The organism is Achromobacter sp. RTa, assembly GCF_000757485.1.
Taxonomy (GTDB): domain Bacteria; phylum Pseudomonadota; class Gammaproteobacteria; order Burkholderiales; family Burkholderiaceae_B; genus Achromobacter.
Genome location: NZ_JPYO01000035.1, coordinates 78,371 through 96,138, shown reverse-complemented (window position 1 = coordinate 96,138; position 17,768 = coordinate 78,371). Strand labels below are relative to the sequence as shown.

The 17,768-nt window shown below is 66.6% G+C and carries 21 protein-coding genes; 11 read left to right on the top strand and 10 right to left on the bottom strand.

What is annotated here, in order from left to right:
* Positions 1–10: 10 nt before the first annotated feature.
* From JL37_RS13145 to JL37_RS30685, 3 genes are read right to left on the bottom strand one after another with little or no spacing between them, the layout of a single operon-like run.
* Positions 11–877 carry a metal ABC transporter permease gene (locus tag JL37_RS13145; protein ID WP_043544576.1) on the bottom strand — a complete coding sequence of 289 codons (867 nt, stop codon included), beginning with the start codon at positions 875–877 and terminating at the stop codon, positions 11–13.
* Positions 874–1,593 (bottom strand): metal ABC transporter ATP-binding protein, encoded by a 720-nt coding sequence (locus JL37_RS13140; protein ID WP_043544575.1) that lies wholly within the window; start codon positions 1,591–1,593, stop codon positions 874–876. The genes JL37_RS13145 and JL37_RS13140 overlap by 4 nt, the downstream gene beginning before the upstream one ends.
* Positions 1,590–1,760, bottom strand: coding sequence for a hypothetical protein (locus JL37_RS30685; protein ID WP_197064606.1), 171 nt, complete (start codon positions 1,758–1,760; stop codon positions 1,590–1,592). The genes JL37_RS13140 and JL37_RS30685 overlap by 4 nt, the downstream gene beginning before the upstream one ends.
* A 150-nt stretch (positions 1,761–1,910) precedes the next feature.
* Between JL37_RS30685 and JL37_RS13135 the strand changes: the two genes are divergently transcribed.
* The 5 genes from JL37_RS13135 (at position 1,911) to hslU (ending at position 6,740) form a co-directional block, all read left to right on the top strand.
* Positions 1,911–2,414, top strand: a complete 504-nt coding sequence (locus JL37_RS13135; protein WP_043544574.1) for a Fur family transcriptional regulator — start codon at positions 1,911–1,913, stop codon at positions 2,412–2,414.
* A gap of 377 nt (positions 2,415–2,791) precedes the next feature.
* On the top strand, positions 2,792–3,919 hold the full coding sequence (locus JL37_RS13130; RefSeq protein ID WP_043544573.1) for a GTP-binding protein: 1,128 nt from the start codon (positions 2,792–2,794) through the stop codon (positions 3,917–3,919).
* A 126-nt stretch (positions 3,920–4,045) separates the two neighbouring features.
* A complete protein-coding gene (gene dksA / locus JL37_RS13125; RefSeq protein ID WP_043544572.1) occupies positions 4,046–4,510 on the top strand; it encodes an RNA polymerase-binding protein DksA in 465 nt (154 codons plus the stop codon).
* 285 nt (positions 4,511–4,795) lie between these two features.
* Complete coding sequence (gene hslV, locus JL37_RS13120; protein ID WP_043544571.1) at positions 4,796–5,335, top strand: ATP-dependent protease subunit HslV; 540 nt, start codon at positions 4,796–4,798, stop codon at positions 5,333–5,335.
* A 70-nt stretch (positions 5,336–5,405) separates the two neighbouring features.
* On the top strand, positions 5,406–6,740 hold the full coding sequence (gene hslU, locus JL37_RS13115) for an ATP-dependent protease ATPase subunit HslU (protein ID WP_043544570.1): 1,335 nt from the start codon (positions 5,406–5,408) through the stop codon (positions 6,738–6,740).
* A 94-nt stretch (positions 6,741–6,834) separates the two neighbouring features.
* Here hslU and JL37_RS13110 read toward each other — a convergent pair whose 3' ends face one another.
* Entirely contained in the window at positions 6,835–7,140 is a 306-nt protein-coding gene (locus JL37_RS13110) for a copper-binding protein (RefSeq protein WP_043544569.1), read from the bottom strand.
* A gap of 208 nt (positions 7,141–7,348) precedes the next feature.
* Here JL37_RS13110 and JL37_RS13105 point away from each other — a divergent pair, with 208 nt between their 5' ends.
* From JL37_RS13105 to rfbC, 5 genes are read left to right on the top strand one after another with little or no spacing between them, the layout of a single operon-like run.
* On the top strand, positions 7,349–7,903 hold the full coding sequence (locus JL37_RS13105; RefSeq protein WP_043544568.1) for a cob(I)yrinic acid a,c-diamide adenosyltransferase: 555 nt from the start codon (positions 7,349–7,351) through the stop codon (positions 7,901–7,903).
* A gap of 51 nt (positions 7,904–7,954) precedes the next feature.
* Positions 7,955–9,016, top strand: a complete 1,062-nt coding sequence (rfbB, locus tag JL37_RS13100) for a dTDP-glucose 4,6-dehydratase (RefSeq protein WP_043544567.1) — start codon at positions 7,955–7,957, stop codon at positions 9,014–9,016.
* Between the two features lie 10 nt (positions 9,017–9,026).
* Positions 9,027–9,938 carry a dTDP-4-dehydrorhamnose reductase gene (rfbD, locus tag JL37_RS13095; RefSeq protein WP_043544566.1) on the top strand — a complete coding sequence of 304 codons (912 nt, stop codon included), beginning with the start codon at positions 9,027–9,029 and terminating at the stop codon, positions 9,936–9,938.
* Positions 9,920–10,801, top strand: a complete 882-nt coding sequence (rfbA, locus tag JL37_RS13090; RefSeq protein WP_043544565.1) for a glucose-1-phosphate thymidylyltransferase RfbA — start codon at positions 9,920–9,922, stop codon at positions 10,799–10,801. The genes rfbD and rfbA overlap by 19 nt, the downstream gene beginning before the upstream one ends.
* The gene (rfbC, locus tag JL37_RS13085) at positions 10,801–11,343 is read left to right on the top strand and encodes a dTDP-4-dehydrorhamnose 3,5-epimerase (RefSeq protein ID WP_043544564.1); all 543 of its coding nucleotides are present in this window, start codon (positions 10,801–10,803) and stop codon (positions 11,341–11,343) included. Before rfbA ends, rfbC begins: the two co-directional genes overlap by 1 nt.
* 1 nt (position 11,344) lies before the next feature.
* Here the strand turns inward: rfbC and lipA are convergent, their stop codons facing one another.
* Positions 11,345–12,349: a lipoyl synthase gene (gene lipA, locus JL37_RS13080; RefSeq protein WP_043544563.1), complete on the bottom strand. Its 1,005-nt coding sequence runs from the start codon at positions 12,347–12,349 to the stop codon at positions 11,345–11,347.
* A 171-nt stretch (positions 12,350–12,520) separates the two neighbouring features.
* On the opposite strand from lipA, the gene JL37_RS13075 reads away from it, so the two are divergent.
* Positions 12,521–13,333 (top strand): substrate-binding domain-containing protein, encoded by an 813-nt coding sequence (locus tag JL37_RS13075; protein ID WP_043544562.1) that lies wholly within the window; start codon positions 12,521–12,523, stop codon positions 13,331–13,333.
* A 265-nt stretch (positions 13,334–13,598) separates the two neighbouring features.
* Here JL37_RS13075 and JL37_RS13070 read toward each other — a convergent pair whose 3' ends face one another.
* The 5 genes from JL37_RS13070 to JL37_RS13050 all read right to left on the bottom strand — a co-directional run bounded on the left by JL37_RS13070 (position 13,599) and on the right by JL37_RS13050 (position 17,627).
* Positions 13,599–14,327 carry a tetratricopeptide repeat protein gene (locus tag JL37_RS13070; RefSeq protein WP_043544561.1) on the bottom strand — a complete coding sequence of 243 codons (729 nt, stop codon included), beginning with the start codon at positions 14,325–14,327 and terminating at the stop codon, positions 13,599–13,601.
* Complete coding sequence (gene lipB, locus JL37_RS13065) at positions 14,305–14,961, bottom strand: lipoyl(octanoyl) transferase LipB (RefSeq protein WP_043544560.1); 657 nt, start codon at positions 14,959–14,961, stop codon at positions 14,305–14,307. Before lipB ends, JL37_RS13070 begins: the two co-directional genes overlap by 23 nt.
* 12 nt (positions 14,962–14,973) lie before the next feature.
* Positions 14,974–15,246, bottom strand: coding sequence for a YbeD family protein (locus JL37_RS13060; protein ID WP_043544559.1), 273 nt, complete (start codon positions 15,244–15,246; stop codon positions 14,974–14,976).
* 112 nt (positions 15,247–15,358) lie between these two features.
* Positions 15,359–16,225, bottom strand: coding sequence for a D-amino acid aminotransferase (locus JL37_RS13055; protein WP_043544558.1), 867 nt, complete (start codon positions 16,223–16,225; stop codon positions 15,359–15,361).
* Between the two features lie 142 nt (positions 16,226–16,367).
* Entirely contained in the window at positions 16,368–17,627 is a 1,260-nt protein-coding gene (locus JL37_RS13050) for a D-alanyl-D-alanine carboxypeptidase family protein (protein WP_156124300.1), read from the bottom strand.
* Between the last annotated feature and the right edge of the window lie 141 nt (positions 17,628–17,768).

The window sequence follows — 17,768 nt, the reverse complement described above, 5'->3', positions numbered from 1 at the left end:
TCCTTTGAAGTCAGCCGCGCCGCATGCGGCGCGGCCTACGCAGCAGCCCGCCCTGCGGGCCGCTCGCGATGGAAAACAGATAACAGACGCCGGCAGCCAGGATGATGGCGGGCGAAGCCGGCACATTGAAGTGATAGGAGACGAGCAGGCCGGCCACCGACGCCGCCACGCCCAGGCCCGCGGCCAGCGGGATCTGGCTGGCCGCCGAACGGACCCAGAAGCGGGCGGCGGCGGCGGGCAGCATCATGATGCCGACCACCATGAGGGTGCCCAGCACCTGGAATCCCGCCACCAGATTCACCACGACCAGCACCAGAAAGCCCATGTGGACCCAGCCTCCCCGGCCGCCGCTGGCCCGCAGGAAACCCGGGTCCAGGCATTCGGCCCCCAGCAGCCGGTAGATCGCGGCCAGCGCGAGCAGGGTTGCGCTGGCAACCGCGGTGACCAGCAGGAGCGCCGGATCGTCCAGCCCCAGCACCGTGCCGAACAGCACGTGCAGCAGGTCCATGTTGGAACCCCGCAGCGACACCAGCAGCACGCCCAGGCCCAGCGATATCAGGTAGAACGCCGCGAAGCTGGCGTCCTCGCGCAGCGGCGTCAGCCTGGCCACCAGGCCCGCCAGCAATGCCACGGCCAGGCCGGTGGCGATCCCGCCCAGCATCATCGCGCCCAGCGACAATCCCGCCAGCAGGAAGCCGGCCGCCACGCCGGGCAGGATGGCATGCGACATGGCGTCGCCCATCAGGCTCATCCGCCGCAGCACCAGGAACCCCCCGAGCGGCGCCGCGCCCAGGGACAGCGCGCTGGCGCCCGCCAGCGCCCGCCGCATGAAGCCGTAATCCAGGAAGGGCGACACCACCCATTGCAGCAGGCTCATGCCGGGAGCCTCGCATGCCATTGCCGGGCGGCCCGCAGGTGCGCGTCGTCGAGGGCGCTGGCCGTATCGCCCCAGGCCACCACCGCGCCGGACAGGAGCAGGCATTCCGGAAAGTGGTCGCGCACCAGGTCCAGGTCGTGCAGGACCGCGATCACGGTCCTGCCCTGGCCATGCAGGCCGCAAAGCAAGGCCATCAGATCATCCGCCGTGTGGCTGTCCACCGCGGCGAACGGCTCGTCCAGGAGCAGCACCGGCGCGTCCTGCACCAGCATCCGCGCAAACAGCGCGCGCTGCATCTGCCCGCCCGACAGGGTGCCCACGCCGCGCCCCGCGGCATCGGCCATGCCCACCGTTTCCAGGGCATGCATGCAGCGCGCGAGCTCGTCGTCGGCCACCCTGCGCCATCCGCCCACGCGGCGCCACGCGCCCATGGCCACCAGCTCCAGCACCGAGACGGGAAACGACCGGTCCAGCTCGGCCGCCTGGGGCAGCCACGCGAGGCCGGCGCGCCCGGCGCCGCTGACGCGCACGCTGCCGGCCATGGGAGGCAACACGCCCATGATGCCTTTGATCAGCGTGGACTTGCCGGCGCCATTGGGCCCCACCACGGCGGTCATGCCGCCTGGCGCAAAGCGCCCCGACACCGACTTGAGCGCGGCATGGCCATGCCAGCCGAAGGAGGCGTCTTCCAGTTCGATGGTGACGGGCGCGCTCATTGCGGCCACCAGCCCAGCGCCCACCCGGTCAGGGCCCACAGGGCCGCGGCCGCGGCCAGCGCGACCGCCATGCGGCGCCAGGCCGAAACGAGAAAAGCGGAACGCGGAGGCAGGCTTTGCCCGGGCGCGGCGCCGGGCCGCGGAGACCAGAGCGTGAAATGCGACATCGGAAATCGGGATAGAGAAACAGTTTTATTATGTTATATCATAACCAAAATGCTTGATTCCGCGGGTTTCGCCCGCATCTGGGTGTTTTCTGCTACCTTCCTGGCATCTCGCGCGCATCGCGCGCGTTACCTATACACATGAAGCCAGCCATGCCCGCAACGCCCCGCTCCCCCCGCAGCGACACCGTGGACGCCCAGCTCGGCGTCGCCGAGACGCTGTGCGAGCAGCGCGGACGCCGCCTCACGCCCATCCGCCGCAAGGTGCTGGAATTGCTGCTGCGCCACGGCCGCAGCCTGAAGGCCTATGAACTGCTAGATGCCATGCGCGCGGTGCATCCGGGCGCCGCGCCTCCCACCGTGTACCGGGCCCTGGACTTCCTGATGGACGAAGGCCTGATCCACCGCCTGGACGCGGTCAATGCCTGGAGCGCCTGCCACGACGCCGGCGGCGCTCCCCACGACTTGCTGGTGGTCTGTACGGGCTGCGGCGCGGTCGCGGAAGTATCCGACCCCGCCATGAGCCGGCAACTGGCCGAACGCGTGGCCCAGACCGGCTATGCCCTGGCCACGCACGAAACCGAAATCCGCGCGCTGTGCCCCCAGTGCCAGAAAAAGCAGCCCGCGGACGCCGCACACCACCATCACCACCACTAAGGCGGGGCGGTTCCGCGCGCGGATCTCATCCGTCCGGGCGGCTCCTACGGTCGGAGTCTCGCGACGGACTTCATCCTGGCGGACCCGTCCGCTCTTGAAATACCGGAAACCGTCCCAAAATAGTGGTATCGCCCGATACTTGAGGGCGTACGGCAGCGATCTGGGCCACCGGGCCCCCGGGTTCACCCTGGGTTTGCCCCCTGCCCCCGACTGTGCTGTAATCCTGCGTCCGGCCGCTGTCGGCGGCCTTCGCAGCCTGTGGCAAACATCCTCCGGCCATGCCAGGGAAACCCCGTTCCAGAACGCAATGCGGGGTTGCAAGTCCCCTTGCCGAGAGTTCCTGTTTAACGCCTTGACTTCACGCTAGCAGCTTCGCCATGAATACCCCGCGCAGTTTGGACAAAATGGTTCCCGTCACCATCCTCACCGGCTTTCTCGGTGCGGGCAAGACCACCCTGCTCAAACGCATCCTCACCGAATACCATGGCCGCCGCGTCGCGGTCATCGAGAACGAATTCGGGCCGGAAAGCATCGACAACGACCTGCTGGTCCAGGATAGCAACGAGGAAATCATCGAGCTGTCCAACGGCTGCGTCTGCTGCACGGTGCGCGGCGACCTGATGCGCACGCTGTCCGAGCTGCGCGCGAAGCGCGAAGCCGGCGAACTGAATTTCGAACGCGTCATCCTCGAAACCACCGGCATGGCCAATCCGGGCCCCGTCTGCCAGACGTTCTTCATGGATGACGACATCGCCGAGTATTACCGCCTGGACGCGGTGGTCACCGTGGTCGATGCCAAGCACGGCATGTCCACCCTCGACGAGCAGCCCGAAGCCCAGAAGCAGGTCGGATTCGCCGACCGCATCCTGATCTCGAAGAAAGACCTGGTCAACGAAGTCGACTACGAAGCGCTGCGCCACCGCTTGGTGCACATGAACCCGCGCGCGCCGATCACCGCCGTCAACTTCGGCGAAGTCGACCTGAAGTCCATCATCGACATCAGCGGCTTCAACCTGAATTCCATTCTGGACATCGACCCGGAATTCCTGGCCGATGAGCACCCCGACGCCGCCCACAGCCATGACCATGGACACGAGCACGGGCACGATCACGGCCATGACCATGACCATGACCATGACCATGACCATGACGGCGAATGCGGGGCGCACTGCAATCATGCCCACCATCACCACCACCAGCACGACGACGAAATCGGCGCGTTCGTGTTCCGTTCCAACAAGCCGTTCGATCCCGCGCGGCTCGAGGAATTCCTGGGTGGCGTCGTGCAGGTCTATGGTCCAGACCTGATGCGCTACAAGGGCATCCTGTACATGAAGGGCATCAACCGCCGCATGTTGTTCCAGGGTGTGCACATGATGATGGGCGCCGAACCCGGCAAGCCGTGGACCGCGGCCGAAAAACCGTCCACCAAGATGGTTTTCATCGGTCGTAAGCTGCCCCAGGAGATTTTTACCCGGGGCTTGGAGCAGTGCCTGGCGGGGTAATCCCCCTTCCTGACGTGACGCGATGCGACGAAGGCAGTACTGTGAGGTACGAATAGCGTAGGCAACAAGTAACACGGACGGGGAATGAACGCCCGCGCCAGGATCGATTCATAGTGGAGTGTTTTCATGGCTACCAAGGCAGCAACCAAGAAACCAAGCAAGTCGACGAGCGATACGGCGATTGATCTGCCCAGCGAAAAAGAATTGCTGGCCATGCCCGAGTCCGACTATATGAACGAACGCCAGCTGGCTTTCTTCAAGGAACGGCTCAAACAACTCGAACAGGACATCCTGGCCAATGCCGGCGAAACCACGGAGCACCTGCGTGAAACGCAATTCGTGCCCGATCCCGCCGACCGCGCCACGATCGAGGAAGAACATGCCCTGGAGCTGCGCACCCGCGACCGCGAACGCAAGCTGCTGAAGAAGGTGCAACAGTCCATCGCCCGCATCGACAGCGGCGAATACGGCTGGTGTGAGGAAACGGGCGAACCCATCGGCATTCCGCGCCTGCTGGCGCGCCCCACGGCCACCCTGTCGCTCGAAGCGCAGGAACGCCGCGAAATGCGCCAGAAGCTCTACGGCGACTGACCCGTCCCGTATTCACGCCCGTCCCTGAAAGGCTATGCTGTTTACCAGCATGGCCTTTTTTGTTGGACGAGCCCAGTGTCTGACACCCGTACGGGATGCCCGTCAGGCTGAAATCGGCCTTCCCGGGTGTCTGACACCGAAGTGGTTCTTGCATCGGTGTCAGACACCCGGGTGGCATCCGGGCAAATCCTAGGGCATCCCGTACGGGTGTCAGACACAGAGCTCCCGCATTCCCTTGATTTCCCTGGAAACGCCCCCAGCTATTCCCCTCAAAGGAAGGAAAGCATGGAACAATTTCACGCCACCACCATCGTGTGCGTGCGCCGCGGGAACCGCGTCGCACTGGGCGGCGATGGCCAGGTCACCCTGGGCAACATCGTCATCAAGGGTACGGCCCGCAAGATCCGCCGCCTGTACCACGACAAGATCCTGGCCGGCTTCGCCGGCGCCACCGCCGACGCATTCACCCTGCAGGAACGCTTCGAAGCCAAACTGGAGAAGCACCAGGGCAACCTGATGCGCGCCGCGGTCGAGCTGACCCGCGACTGGCGTACCGACCGCGTGCTGCGGCGCCTCGAAGCCATGCTGATCGTGGCCGACGCCGAACACACGCTTGTGCTGACCGGCAACGGCGACGTGCTGGAACCGGAACACGGCCTGGCGGCCATCGGTTCCGGCGGCGCCTACGCCCAGTCGGCCGCGCTGGCCCTGCTGCGCAACACCGAGCTGCCGCCCGAGGCGATCGTCAAGCAATCGCTGGAAATCGCTGGCGACCTCTGCATCTACACCAACCAGAACCACGTCATCGAAACGCTGGGCGAGTGACGCCCGCCGCGCGGCGCTCCCGGCGCCGCGCCGCCTCCCCAGCCCGTCCCAGCTTCAAGGATCTGCCCTCATGTCCGCATCCAACATGACGCCCGGAGAGATCGTCTCCGAACTCGACAAGTACATCGTCGGCCAGAACCGCGCCAAGCGCGCCGTGGCCGTGGCGCTGCGCAACCGCTGGCGCCGCCAGCAGGTCGCCGAGCCCCTGCGCCACGAAATCCATCCCAAGAACATCCTCATGATCGGCCCCACCGGCGTGGGCAAGACCGAAATCGCGCGCCGCCTGGCCAAGCTGGCCAACGCGCCCTTCATCAAGATCGAGGCCACCAAGTTCACGGAAGTGGGTTATGTGGGCCGCGATGTCGACACCATCATCCGCGACCTGACCGAATACTCGATCAAGCAGACGCGCGAACTGGAAATGCGCCGGGTCCGCACCCAGGCGGAAGACGCCGCCGAGGACCGCATCCTCGACGCGCTCGTGCCGCCGGCGCGCGGCGCCTCGGGCGAACCCGAACGCGGCGAAGACAATAGCGCCCGCCAGACCTTCCGCAAGCGCCTGCGCGAAGGCAAGATCGACGATCTCGAAATCGAGATCGAAGTGGCCCAGGCCGTGCCGCAGATGGACGTCATGACGCCCCCGGGCATGGAAGAGATGGCCGAACAGCTGCGCGGCATGTTCGCCGGCATGGCCCGCGACAAGAAAAAGCCCAAGAAGATGAAGGTGCGCGAAGCCTTCAAGCTGATCGTCGACGAAGAGGCCGCCAAGCGAGTCAACGAAGAAGACCTGCGCACCGTGGCGATCACCAACGTCGAGCAGAACGGCATCGTGTTCCTGGACGAAATCGACAAGATCGCCGCCCGCCAGGAAAGCGGCGGCGCGGACGTTTCGCGCCAGGGCGTGCAGCGCGACCTGCTGCCGCTGGTGGAAGGCACCACGGTCAACACGCGCTACGGCATGGTCCGCACCGATCACATCCTGTTCATCGCGTCCGGCGCGTTCCACCTGTCGCGCCCGTCCGACCTGATCCCGGAGCTGCAAGGCCGCTTCCCGATCCGCGTCGAACTGGAATCGCTGACCGCCGAGGACTTCGTGCGCATCCTGTCCGATACGGATGCCTCGCTGACCAAGCAGTACAAGGCGCTGATGGCCACCGAGGACCTGGAGCTGGAATTCACGGAAGACGGCGTGCGCCGCCTGGCGGAACTGGCCTTCGACGTGAACGAAACCACCGAGAACATCGGCGCGCGCCGCCTGTACACGGTGATGGAAAAGCTGCTGGAGGAACTGTCCTTCGACGCCACGTCCAGCCAGGACAAGCACGTGAAGATCGACGCCGCCTACGTCAACGCCCAGTTGTCGGAAGCCGCGAGCAGCCAGGACCTGGCCCGCTACGTGCTGTAAGCGCCAGGCGGCCCTGCCTGGCCGCCGGCCGAAAGCCGTTTGCCGCGTTTGAGCGGCAAACGGCTTTTTCTTTGGATGGCCGCCCGCGCCGGCCCTAGTTCGAGATTGCGGTCACGATGTACTTGCCGTCCTTGCGCTCCGCAGTGAAGCTGACCTTGTCGCCCGCCTTGATCTTGGCCAGCAGCGCCGGATCGGCCTCGTAGACCAGCGTCATGGCGGGCAGGTCCAACTGTTTGATGGCGTCGTGCTTGATCGTGACCTTGCCCGCGGCCGGGTCCACCCGCCGCACTTCGCCGCTGGCCTGGGCCTGCTGCGCGAACGCCAGCGGCGCCGCCGCTGCCACGACGGCCACGGCGGCTGCCACGGCCAGGGGGGTTGCGTACTTGCGGTCAAAAACCATGCAGATATCCTCCAATTGCAGCGAAGGCGCATAAGGACGGACTGAACCGCCCCTGCCTTCCATAGTGCTAGGATACCGCCCTTGTGCAACAGTCGCCCGGCGGGAACGCAACAATCCTGACCATTGATTGCATCCCGCGCGCCGCAGGCCCGGCCTTCACGGGCCCGACACAAAATCCGAACCATTCGTCACTATTTCAGGAATTCCCATGGCCAATCGTCTATCTGTCATTGCCACCCGCACGGGAGACGACGGCACCACCGGCCTGGGGGACGGATCCCGCGCCCCCAAGGACGCGCCGCGGATCGCCGCCCTGGGCGACGTGGACGAACTGAATAGCGCGATCGGGGTGCTGCTGACCGAATCCCTGCCTGCCGAGATTTCCGCGGACTTATCCGCCATCCAGCACGACCTGTTCGATATGGGCGCGGAACTCTGCATTCCCGGCCACGTCGCCCTGGCCGACGAACAGGTCGCCCGCCTGGACGCGCGACTGGCCCACTACAACGCCACGCTGCCGCCCCTGCGCGAATTCATCCTGCCCGGCGGCTCCCGCGGCGCCTCGCAGGCGCACGTGGCCCGCACCATATGCCGCCGCGCCGAACGGGCGGTGGTGGCGCTGGCGCGAGTCGATCAGGTGAACGCGCCCGTCAGGCAATACCTGAACCGGCTGTCGGACCTGATGTTCGTGCTGGCGCGTTGTATAAACCAGCATGCAGGGCAGAAAGACACGTACTGGGCGGGCGCCCAGGCGCGCCGCTAGGCCCGCGCCAAGGATATGCCTGGGCCAGGCGGCCCAGAGGGTTTTACCAACATGAGCATAGTCGTCACCGGCGGAGCCGGCTTCATCGGCTCCAATTTCGTATTGGATTGGCTTGCCCATCGTGACGAGCCCGTCGTTACGCTGGACAAGCTCACGTACGCCGGCAACCCGGACAACCTGGCCTCCCTGCGGGGCGACGCCCGCCATCTGCTGGTCCAGGGCGACATAGGCGATTCCGGCACGGTCTCGCGGCTGCTGGCCGCGCATGCGCCCCGGGCGGTGATCAACTTCGCGGCGGAAACCCACGTCGACCGTTCCATCGCCGATCCCGACGCCTTCGTCCAGGCCAATATCGTCGGAACCTCGCGCCTGCTGGCGGCCGTGCGCGACTACTGGACCGGGCTGGACCCGGACGCCAAGGCCGGCTTCCGCTTCGTGCACGTTTCCACCGACGAAGTGTACGGTTCGCTGGAAGCGGGAGCGCCCGCATTCACCGAGACGACGCGCTACGCGCCGAACAGCCCCTATGCCGCCAGCAAGGCGGCAAGCGATCATCTGGTCCGGGCGTTCCACACGACCTACGGCCTGCCGGTGCTGACCTCGAACTGCTCGAACAACTACGGCCCCTACCAGTTCCCCGAAAAGCTCATCCCCCTCGTCATCCACAATGCGCTCGCCGGCAAGCCGCTGCCGCTCTACGGAGACGGGCAGCAGGTGCGCGACTGGCTGCACGTCGCCGACCACTGCGACGCGATCCGCAAGATACTGGAGGCTGGCGAGCCGGGCGAGACGTTCAACGTGGGCGGCTGGAACGAAAAAACCAATATCGAGGTCGTGCGCCAGCTGTGCGCGCTGCTCGACGAGCTCAGCCCGCGGCCCGACGGCCGCTCCTACGCGGCCCAGATCGTCCACGTCCCCGACCGCCCAGGGCACGACCGCCGCTACGCCGTCGACGCCAGCCGCCTGCAGCGCGCCCTGGGCTGGATGCCGGCCGAAACGTTCGAAACAGGCCTGCGAAAAACGGTACTCTGGTACCTGGGCCATCCGCAGTGGGTGGCGAACGTCACCAGTGGCGCCTATCGCGACTGGGCACGACTACAGTACGAGACTTAGCAAGGACCGCGTGAAAATCCTACTGCTGGGCAAGAACGGCCAGGTGGGCCGCGAGCTGTGCCGCGCACTGGCTCCGCTGGGGGAACTGGTGGCGCTTGGCCGCGATGCCGCCGACCTCCGCGACCAGGAAAGCCTGCGCGCGGCCGTCTCGGCCTGCCAGCCCGGCGCGATCGTGAACGCCGCGGCCTACACGGCGGTGGACATGGCCGAAACCGATGCTGTGGCGGCATCCCAGGTGAACGCCCTGGCGGTCTCCGCCCTTGCCCGCCATGCCAGGGCCACGAATGCCCTGCTCGTCCATTATTCGACGGACTATGTCTTCGATGGCGCGGCGCGGCGGCCATACACGGAAACCGACAAGCCCAATCCCCGCAACGTATACGGCGCCACCAAACTGGCGGGCGAACAGGCCATCCTGGACGCCGGCTGCGAGGCGCTGGTGTTCCGCAGCAGCTGGGTCTATTCGGCGCACGGCCGGAATTTCCTGAAGACCATCCTGCGCCTGGCACAAACCCGGCAAAGCCTGGATGTCGTGTCGGACCAGCATGGCGCTCCGACCTCGGCGGGCCTGATCGCCGACACGACGGCGCTGGCCATCCGGGAGCGTCTCGCAGGGCGGCTGCCCTCCGGCATGTATCACCTGGCCGCCGCCGGCTCGACCAGCTGGCATGAATACGCGCAATATATCGTCGCGGGCGCCGCCGCCCGCGGCGCGGCCCTGGAACTCGCCCCCGAGCGCATCCGCGCGGTCGCGGCGCGAGACTATCCGGCGGCCGCGCAACGGCCCCGCAATTCCATGCTGGACACGGCCCTGCTATCGCGCGCGCTGGACCTGCGGCTGCCCGCATGGACCACGCATGTCGACACGGTCCTGGACCAGCTCATCGAACCCGGAGATTCCGCATGGCGCGCAAAGGCATAGTTCTGGCAGGAGGCTCGGGCGCCCGGCTGCATCCGGCAACGCTGGCCATCAGCAAGCAGCTGCTGCCCGTTTTCGACAAGCCGATGATCTATTACCCGCTCACCACGCTGATGCTGGCGGGCATCCGCGACATCCTCGTCATCTCGACGCCGCAGGACACGCCCCGGTTCGGGCAATTGCTGGGCGACGGATCGCAATGGGGCCTGAACATCGAATACGCCGTGCAGCCCTCGCCCGACGGCCTGGCGCAGGCGTTCCTCATCGGCGCGCCCTTCATCGGGCAGGATGCGTCGGCGCTCGTGCTGGGCGACAACATCTTCTACGGCCATGAACTGCCCAGGCTGCTGCAACGCGCCAACGCCCGCACGGACGGCGCAACCGTCTTCGCCTACCACGTCCAGGATCCGGAACGCTATGGCGTGGCGGAATTCGATGGAAACGGCAAGGTGCTCTCCATCGAGGAAAAGCCCGCGCGGCCGCGCTCCGGCTATGCGGTCACGGGCCTGTATTTCTACGATAACGACGTGATCGGCATCGCTCGAGGCATCCGCCCTTCGGCGCGCGGGGAACTCGAGATCACCGACGTCAACCGGCATTATCTGGAACAAGACCGGCTTGGGGTGGAGATCATGGGCCGCGGCTTCGCCTGGCTGGACACCGGCACCCACGAATCGCTGCTTGAGGCCAGCCAGTTCATCGCCACGCTGGAACACCGCCAGGGCCTGAAGGTGGCCTGCCCCGAGGAAATCGCCTTTCGCCAGGGCTGGATCGACGCCGGCGCGCTTGAGAAACTGGCGCAGCCGCTGGCCAGGAGCGGCTACGGCAAATACCTCATGCGCGTCCTGGCGGACAAGGTGTTCTGATGAAAGTCATCCCGCAAGCCATCCCCGACGTGCTGGTCCTGGAGCCCCGCGTCCTGTCCGATGAACGCGGCTTCTTCTTTGAAAGCTTCAACCAGGGTGTTTTCGAAGCCTCTACCGGGCTGAGGCGCAGCTTTGTGCAAGACAACCATTCACGCTCGGCCAGGGGTGTCCTGCGCGGCCTGCACTACCAGGTGGCACAGGCGCAGGGCAAGCTCGTGCGCGTGTGCGCGGGCGAGGTCTTCGACGTGGCGGTGGACCTGCGCCGCGCATCGCCGACGTTCGGGAAATGGGTGGGCGCCATACTCAGCGCCGAGAACAAGCGCCAGCTCTGGATACCCGAAGGGTTCGCCCACGGATTCCTGGCGTTGTCCGATTCCGCCGAGGTCCTGTACAAGTCCACGGACTATTACGCGCCGCAACATGAGCGCTGCATCCGCTGGGACGACCCGGCGCTGGCCATAGACTGGCCCTGCCGACAGGCGCCGCTGCTCTCCGCCAGGGACCGCAACGGCGCGCTGCTGGCCGACGCCGAAACCTGCTGAATCAGTTCACGCCGGCCGCGTGCGCCTGCTCGTCCGCATGGTACGAGGAACGCACCATCGCGCCCACCGCCGCGTGCGTGAAGCCCATGGCGTAGGCCTCGCGCTCGAACATCGCGAAGGTGTCCGGATGCACGTAGCGCAGCACCGGCAGGTGATGCTCCGACGGCTGCAGGTACTGGCCGATGGTCAGCATGTCCACCCCGTGCTCGCGCATGTCGCGCATCACCTGCAGGATTTCCTCGTCGGTCTCGCCCAGGCCCAGCATCAGGCCGGACTTGGTGGGAACCTCGGGGTGCAGCTTCTTGAACTCGGCCAGCAGCTTCAGCGAATGCATGTAGTCCGAGCCCGGACGCGCCTGCTTGTACAGGCGCGGCACGGTTTCCAGATTGTGGTTCATCACGTCGGGGGGGCCGGCGTTCAGGATCGTCAGCGCGCGGTCCAGGCGGCCGCGGAAGTCGGGCACCAGCACCTCGATGCGGGTCGTGGGCGAGAGTTCGCGGATATGCGTGATGCAATCCACGAAATGGCCGGCGCCGCCGTCGCGCAGATCGTCGCGGTCCACCGAGGTGATCACCACGTAGGACAGCTTCATCGCGGCGATGGTGCGCGCCAGGTTGACGGGCTCGTTGGTGTCCAGAGGATCCGGACGGCCATGGCCCACATCACAGAAGGGGCAACGGCGCGTGCACTTGTCGCCCATGATCATGAAGGTGGCGGTGCCCTTGCCGAAGCATTCGCCGATGTTCGGGCAGGAGGCTTCCTCGCACACCGTATGCAGGTTGTGTTCCCGCAGGATGCGCTTGATGTCGTAGAAGCGCGAACCGGGCGCGGCGGCCTTCACGCGGATCCATTCAGGCTTCTTCAGGCGCTCGGCCGGAACGATCTTGATGGGAATGCGCGCGGTCTTGGCCTGCGATTTCTGCTTTTGCGTCGGATCGTAGGCCGCGTCCGCGGGCGCAGCGGCGGATTCGTTCGAGGGAACAGGAGACTCGGCGAGCGTAGACATTGGACACCTTCATAGCCGGCGCGCGTACGGGCCGGGTCTGGGACAAAAACGGCATTTTACCCCTCGCGGCCCGGATCCGCCCCGGACGGGCCCGTCGCCGGCGCGGGCAGCGCCCTGAAGGCCGGCGCGCCTGGGTTATCGTCACGCCTGATGAATCCGCGAATTTCCCCCATGGCCTCACTGCCCCAGCCCCGCCCCATCGCCCTGATCGCGCCCCGACTGGACGCCGGCCCCGCCAGCCGCGCCGTGCAGGCGTGCGCCGAACTGCTTGCGCCCGCCGGCTATTACCTGGCCGCCGCTCCCTGGGGCGGCGCGTCCGGCCTGTCGCTGCTGAGCGGAATGCGGCCGGCGGCGGCGCTCGTCATCGGCCCGCTGGACGATCCCGGCTTACGGTCCACCGCGGCCGCGCTGGAGATCCCCGTGGTCGAAACGTGGAGCGCCTCCGCCCGGCCGTTGGACGGCGCCATCGTTATCGACAACGTGGAAGCGGGCCGCATGGCGGCCCGGCATCTCGCCGCCAGGCGCCATGCGCGCGTCGCCTGCATCAGCGCCGACAATCCCTGGGAGCGGGCTCGGCGGGAAGGCTTCATCGCCAGCGCCGCCGCGCTGGGGCTGGAACAGATGGCGGACATCGTGCAGCCCGAAGCGCAGCATATGAACGACGGTCGCATGGCCTTTCTGCGCCTGCTGGCCACCAATACGATCTTCGATGCCGTGTTCTGCACTTCCGACCTGCTGGCCGCGGCGGCGGTGTCGGAAGCGCACAACCGCGACCTGCACGTGCCCCAGGACCTGGCGGTGCTGGGTTTCACGGATGACGGCAGCGCGGCGCAATGGGCGCAAGGGCTGACCACTCTGGGCATCGACGCCGCCGCCCTGGGCCGGCGCGCCGGCCAGTTCCTGCTCGACCGCCTGCAAGGCGAACGCGGCGCCGGCGAACGCGAAACCATCGACATCGCCCTGGAGGAACGCCTGAGCACGTAGGATGGGTGCAGCGCGGCACGCCTCCGAAAAGAGGGCCGGCGCTGAACGCGCGTAACCCATCGGCCGGCGCCAGCCGGCATTTGCGCTTGCCACGAAAAACGGCGGCTGACGCCAGCCGGCATTTACACCTGCCACGAAAACCGGCGCCTACCGCCGCCAGCCGGCATTTACGCTTGCCACGAAAAACGGCGGCTGGCGCCGCCTGATGGGTTACGCGCGTTCGATATTCGAGTTCTTGCTCAAGAACTCTCGCGCTGCACCCATCCTACGGAACGTCCTCGTACAGCGCGGGGAATCCGCTGGCCTGTAGCATGGCGTTGGCTTCGCGCAGGAAGGCGGGCGTGGCCGTTTCAGGCACGCGGACCAGCCACTGAACGGCCTCTTCCTTGCGGCCGCGCAGCAACAGCAGGCGGCCAAGGTGGAACATGCCGCGGAAGTCGCCGCCCTCGGCGCAGCGCTGGTAGCAGTCGAAGGCGCGTTCCATGTCTTGCCCGACCACGTCGCCCGCTTCGTAGTAACGGCCGACCACGCCGATGGACTTCACGTGCCCGGCATGCGCCGCCTGCTGGTACAGGGCCAGCGCCGCGGCAGAGTTCTGCGCCACGCCGCCGCGGCCGCTGCGCAGCATGTGGGCATAGTTGTACATGCCCCAGTCCAGCCCCCGGTCGGCGGCCAACCGGAACCAATAGGCCGCGACGGTATCGTCCGGCGCCACGCCCCAGCCATTCTCGTAGCAGCGGCCCACCATGTTGATGGCCATGAGATGGTCGGCGTTCGCGGCGCGCTTGAACCAAGCCAGCCCCTCCGCCTGGTCGCGTTCGACGCCGGCGCCATCGAGCAGCATCTGCCCGTGGATGGCCTGGGCCTCGACCAGCCCCAGCTCGGCGGCCGCGCGGATCCAGGCGGCGTAATCCTCGATAGGCCCCTGTTCGCGCAGGCGTGCCAGCTGCTCGGGCGTGGTGGCGGCGATGTCAGCCGGGGTGTAGGTTTTCATGTCTTTCCCTTGCGCGGCCCCAGGCCAGCGCCAGATTGCGGCCCAGCGCGTCGCCAGCCTCGGTCGGCTCGCAACGCGCGCCGCAACTGGCCATGTCGACGGTGCGCAGCCCCTGGTAGCCGCAAGGGTTGATGCCCAGGAAGGGCGCCAGGTCCATCGATACGTTCAGCGAAACGCCATGATAGGCCCTGCCGTTGCGGATCTTGATGCCCAGCGCGGCGATCTTGGCCAGTTCGCCTCCATCGGGGTCGGGCACGTAGACGCCCGGTGCGCCGGGCTTGCGACAGGCGTGCGCCACGCCCAGCTGCGCCAGCGTGTCGATGACGGCGCCTTCCAGCAGGGTCACGTACTCTTTCACGTACATGTCCGCGCGGCGCAGGTCGAACAGCGCGTACGCCATGACCTGGCCGGGGCCGTGGTAGGTCACCTGACCGCCTCGATCGCAACGGACGACGGGGATATTGCCGGGATTGAGCACATGCTGCGGCAGGCCCGCCTGGCCCAGCGTGTAGACCGGCGCGTGTTCGCAAAGCCAGATCTCATCGGGCGTATCCGCGCCCCGCAGGTTGGTGTATGCCTGCATATCCTGCCAGACCGACAGATAATCCGCCGGCCGCGCGAGCCACTTGATCACGACCGACCCGCTCTAGAGAACGATGGACACCATCGGGTGGCCATGCAGGGCCCGGTAGAGCGCATCCAGCTGTTCGCGCGACGTGGCGCGCACGGTGAAGGTCAGCCCCATGTAGTTGCCGCCCTTGCTGGGCCGCATTTCCACCGTGGCGGCGTCGAATCCGGGATCGAACTGCAGGACGACCTCGGTCAGCGTCTGCGCGAATTCGGGGTGCTGCTTGCCCATGACCTTGATGGGAAAGTCGCTGGGATATTCGATAAGGGAATCTTCGGGCGGGATATGCATGATGTGCCTAAAAAGTGTTGCCCCCCACGGCGCGCCCACTGCGTGAGCTTCCTGCCCCCCGAGGGGAGTCTCTTGCTTTGGGGCGGCCCTTGGCGGCCGCCCCGCGCCAGGACTACAGCGCGGCGATGCGGGCATCATAACCCGCGCGCAACCGCTCAAAAACAGGGCCGGGCTTGCCGGATCCCACGGGTTTGCCGTCCAGCGAGACGATGGCAAGCACCTCCTTGGTGGCCGAGGACAGCATCAGTTCGTCCGCCTGCTCCACCTCCTGCTGCGAGATGCGGCGCGACTCGAACGGGATGCCCGCCTCCGCGGCCAGTTCGCCCATCAGGCCGTAGCGGATGCCTTCCAGGATCAGGTTGTTCTTGGGCGGAGCCAGCAGCTTTCCGCCGGAAACCACCCAGATATTGGTGGAAGAGCCTTCGGTCAGGTAGCCGTCGCGGAACTGGACGACCTCGTCCACCTCCGCATCGACCGCCTGCTGCTTGGCCAGCACATTGCCCAAGAGCGAGACCGACTTGATCTCGCAGTGCAGCCAGCGCTCGTCGGGAATGCTGATGGCGGCCAGGCCCTGGGAACGCTGCGCGGCCGTCGGCGGTGACCAGGCCGACACCATGCCGAAGACGGTCGGGGCGACCGGAACGGAGGGAAACTGGTGGTCCCGCTTGGCCACGCCGCGCGTCACCTGCAGATAGACGATGCAGGTTTCCAGCTTGGTGCGCGCCAGCAGTTGCTGGATCAGGTCGATCCAGCCTTCGCGGTCGAAGGGCTGCGCGATCCGCAGGGCAGCCAGGCTGCGGTCCAGGCGGTTGAGGTGTTCGGCCATGCGGAACGCATTGCCTTGGTATACGGGAACGACTTCGTAGATGCCATCCCCGAAAATAAAGCCGCGGTCGAGGACGGAGATCTTGGCCTCGTCCACACGCAGGAACTCACCGTTGAGATACACCTGGCTTTCGCCCGGCACGCCCGGAATCATGAGGCACTCCTGAGAATGAAAGGATAGGGACGCACCGCAAAGTCCGCCCCGCGAATGAAATACGGGCGTTTCGCGATGAAACGCCCGTTGCTAGCTTACACCCGCGGCGCGCCCCTGGCGCGGCCCGCGAGGCCTTGCGCCTTTATTCGAACCAGCGCTTGACGGTGTCGACCATGCGGCCGAAGAAGCCCGCGCGCTCGACCGCGTCCTGCACCACCAGCGGCTCGGTGCGCAGCACCTTGCCGTCCAGCGTGAACTGCAGCGTGCCGACCTGCTGGCCCTTGGCCAGGGGGGCGATCAGCGGATCCGTGCGCTGGGCCACGGGCTTAAGCTCGCCGGCCTTGCCGCGCGGCACCGCGATCGAAACGGGGTTGGGCGGGCCCAGCTTGACGTTTTCGGCCGTGCCTTCCCAGACGCGCGCGTCGATGCCGGGCTGGCTCTTGTCGAACAGCTTCACGGTGTCGAAGTTCTGGAAGCTCCAGTTCAGCAGCTTCAGGCTTTCCTCGGCGCGCGTGGCCTCGCTGTCGGTGCCCACCACGACCACGAGGATGCGGCGGTCGCCGCGCACGGCGGTCGACACCAGGCAATAGCCGGCCGAATCGGTATGGCCGGTCTTCATGCCGTCCACCGAGGGATCGGCCCACAGCAGCCGGTTGCGGTTGGGCTGCGTGATCTTGTTGTAGGTGAAGCTCTTCTGCTTGTAGTAGTGGAAGAAATCCGGATGATCGGTGATCAGGCGCGACGACAGGATGGCCAGGTCGCGCGTGGACGTCATGTGCTGCGGATCCGGCAGGCCCGTGGCGTTCATGAAGTGCGTGTTGCGCATGCCCAGGCGTTCGGCCTCCTGGTTCATGAGCGAGGCGAACGCGCCTTCGCTGCCGCCGACCGCCTCGGCCAGGGCCACCGACGCGTCGTTGCCGGACTGCACGATCATGCCCTGGTTCAGCTCGTCCACCGTGACCGGCTTGCGCGGTTCGATGAACATGCGCGAACCGCCTGTGCGCCAGGCATGCTCGGACACGGGAACGGTCTGCTCCAGCGTGAGGCGCTTTTCGTCCAGCGCGTTGAACACGACGTATGCCGTCATGATCTTGGTCAGCGAGGCAGGCTCCACCTTCATGTCCGGATTGGAGGCCGCCAGGGTCTGGCCGCTGTTCACATCCATCACGATCCAGGCCTTGGCCGCGATCGTGGGCGCCGGCACGGCCGACACATCGCCCACCGGCACCGCGCCTGCAGCCGAAGGCGCGGGCGCCGCAGCGGCCGGGGCGGCGGCGGGAGCCGGCTGTTGCTGCGCCCAGACCGGCATCGAAGCGGCGAGCATCGCCGACAGCACCGCGCCCGAAACCAGGCGGCGGGTAAAGACTACGGGGGGGTGAGCGGAGTAAGGCAAATTCTTCATCGGCAACGTGGGTCCAGGAATGACGCCCGCCGGCGCGGGTCAAGTGGCTGACAATTATAGGCAGTCGATAGGACCCCTTCTGCCCGGACAGGGTTCCCGCCGCCGCGAAAACATGCAACGTGATGCAACGTTGGAGGAAGG

Excerpts from the sequence above, each read along its gene's own strand:
- JL37_RS13145 (WP_043544576.1), bottom strand. The coding sequence starts at position 877 with ATGAGCCTGCTGCAATGGGTGGTGTCGCCCTTCCTGGATTACGGCTTC.
- JL37_RS13140 (WP_043544575.1), bottom strand. The coding sequence starts at position 1,593 with ATGAGCGCGCCCGTCACCATCGAACTGGAAGACGCCTCCTTCGGCTGG.
- JL37_RS30685 (WP_197064606.1), bottom strand. The coding sequence starts at position 1,760 with ATGTCGCATTTCACGCTCTGGTCTCCGCGGCCCGGCGCCGCGCCCGGG.
- JL37_RS13135 (WP_043544574.1), top strand. The coding sequence starts at position 1,911 with ATGCCCGCAACGCCCCGCTCCCCCCGCAGCGACACCGTGGACGCCCAG.
- JL37_RS13130 (WP_043544573.1), top strand. The coding sequence starts at position 2,792 with ATGAATACCCCGCGCAGTTTGGACAAAATGGTTCCCGTCACCATCCTC.
- dksA (WP_043544572.1), top strand. The coding sequence starts at position 4,046 with ATGGCTACCAAGGCAGCAACCAAGAAACCAAGCAAGTCGACGAGCGAT.
- hslV (WP_043544571.1), top strand. The coding sequence starts at position 4,796 with ATGGAACAATTTCACGCCACCACCATCGTGTGCGTGCGCCGCGGGAAC.
- hslU (WP_043544570.1), top strand. The coding sequence starts at position 5,406 with ATGTCCGCATCCAACATGACGCCCGGAGAGATCGTCTCCGAACTCGAC.
- JL37_RS13110 (WP_043544569.1), bottom strand. The coding sequence starts at position 7,140 with ATGGTTTTTGACCGCAAGTACGCAACCCCCCTGGCCGTGGCAGCCGCC.
- JL37_RS13105 (WP_043544568.1), top strand. The coding sequence starts at position 7,349 with ATGGCCAATCGTCTATCTGTCATTGCCACCCGCACGGGAGACGACGGC.
- rfbB (WP_043544567.1), top strand. The coding sequence starts at position 7,955 with ATGAGCATAGTCGTCACCGGCGGAGCCGGCTTCATCGGCTCCAATTTC.
- rfbA (WP_043544565.1), top strand. The coding sequence starts at position 9,920 with ATGGCGCGCAAAGGCATAGTTCTGGCAGGAGGCTCGGGCGCCCGGCTG.
- rfbC (WP_043544564.1), top strand. The coding sequence starts at position 10,801 with ATGAAAGTCATCCCGCAAGCCATCCCCGACGTGCTGGTCCTGGAGCCC.
- lipA (WP_043544563.1), bottom strand. The coding sequence starts at position 12,349 with ATGTCTACGCTCGCCGAGTCTCCTGTTCCCTCGAACGAATCCGCCGCT.
- JL37_RS13075 (WP_043544562.1), top strand. The coding sequence starts at position 12,521 with ATGGCCTCACTGCCCCAGCCCCGCCCCATCGCCCTGATCGCGCCCCGA.
- JL37_RS13070 (WP_043544561.1), bottom strand. The coding sequence starts at position 14,327 with ATGAAAACCTACACCCCGGCTGACATCGCCGCCACCACGCCCGAGCAG.
- JL37_RS13060 (WP_043544559.1), bottom strand. The coding sequence starts at position 15,246 with ATGCATATCCCGCCCGAAGATTCCCTTATCGAATATCCCAGCGACTTT.
- JL37_RS13055 (WP_043544558.1), bottom strand. The coding sequence starts at position 16,225 with ATGATTCCGGGCGTGCCGGGCGAAAGCCAGGTGTATCTCAACGGTGAG.
- JL37_RS13050 (WP_156124300.1), bottom strand. The coding sequence starts at position 17,627 with ATGAAGAATTTGCCTTACTCCGCTCACCCCCCCGTAGTCTTTACCCGC.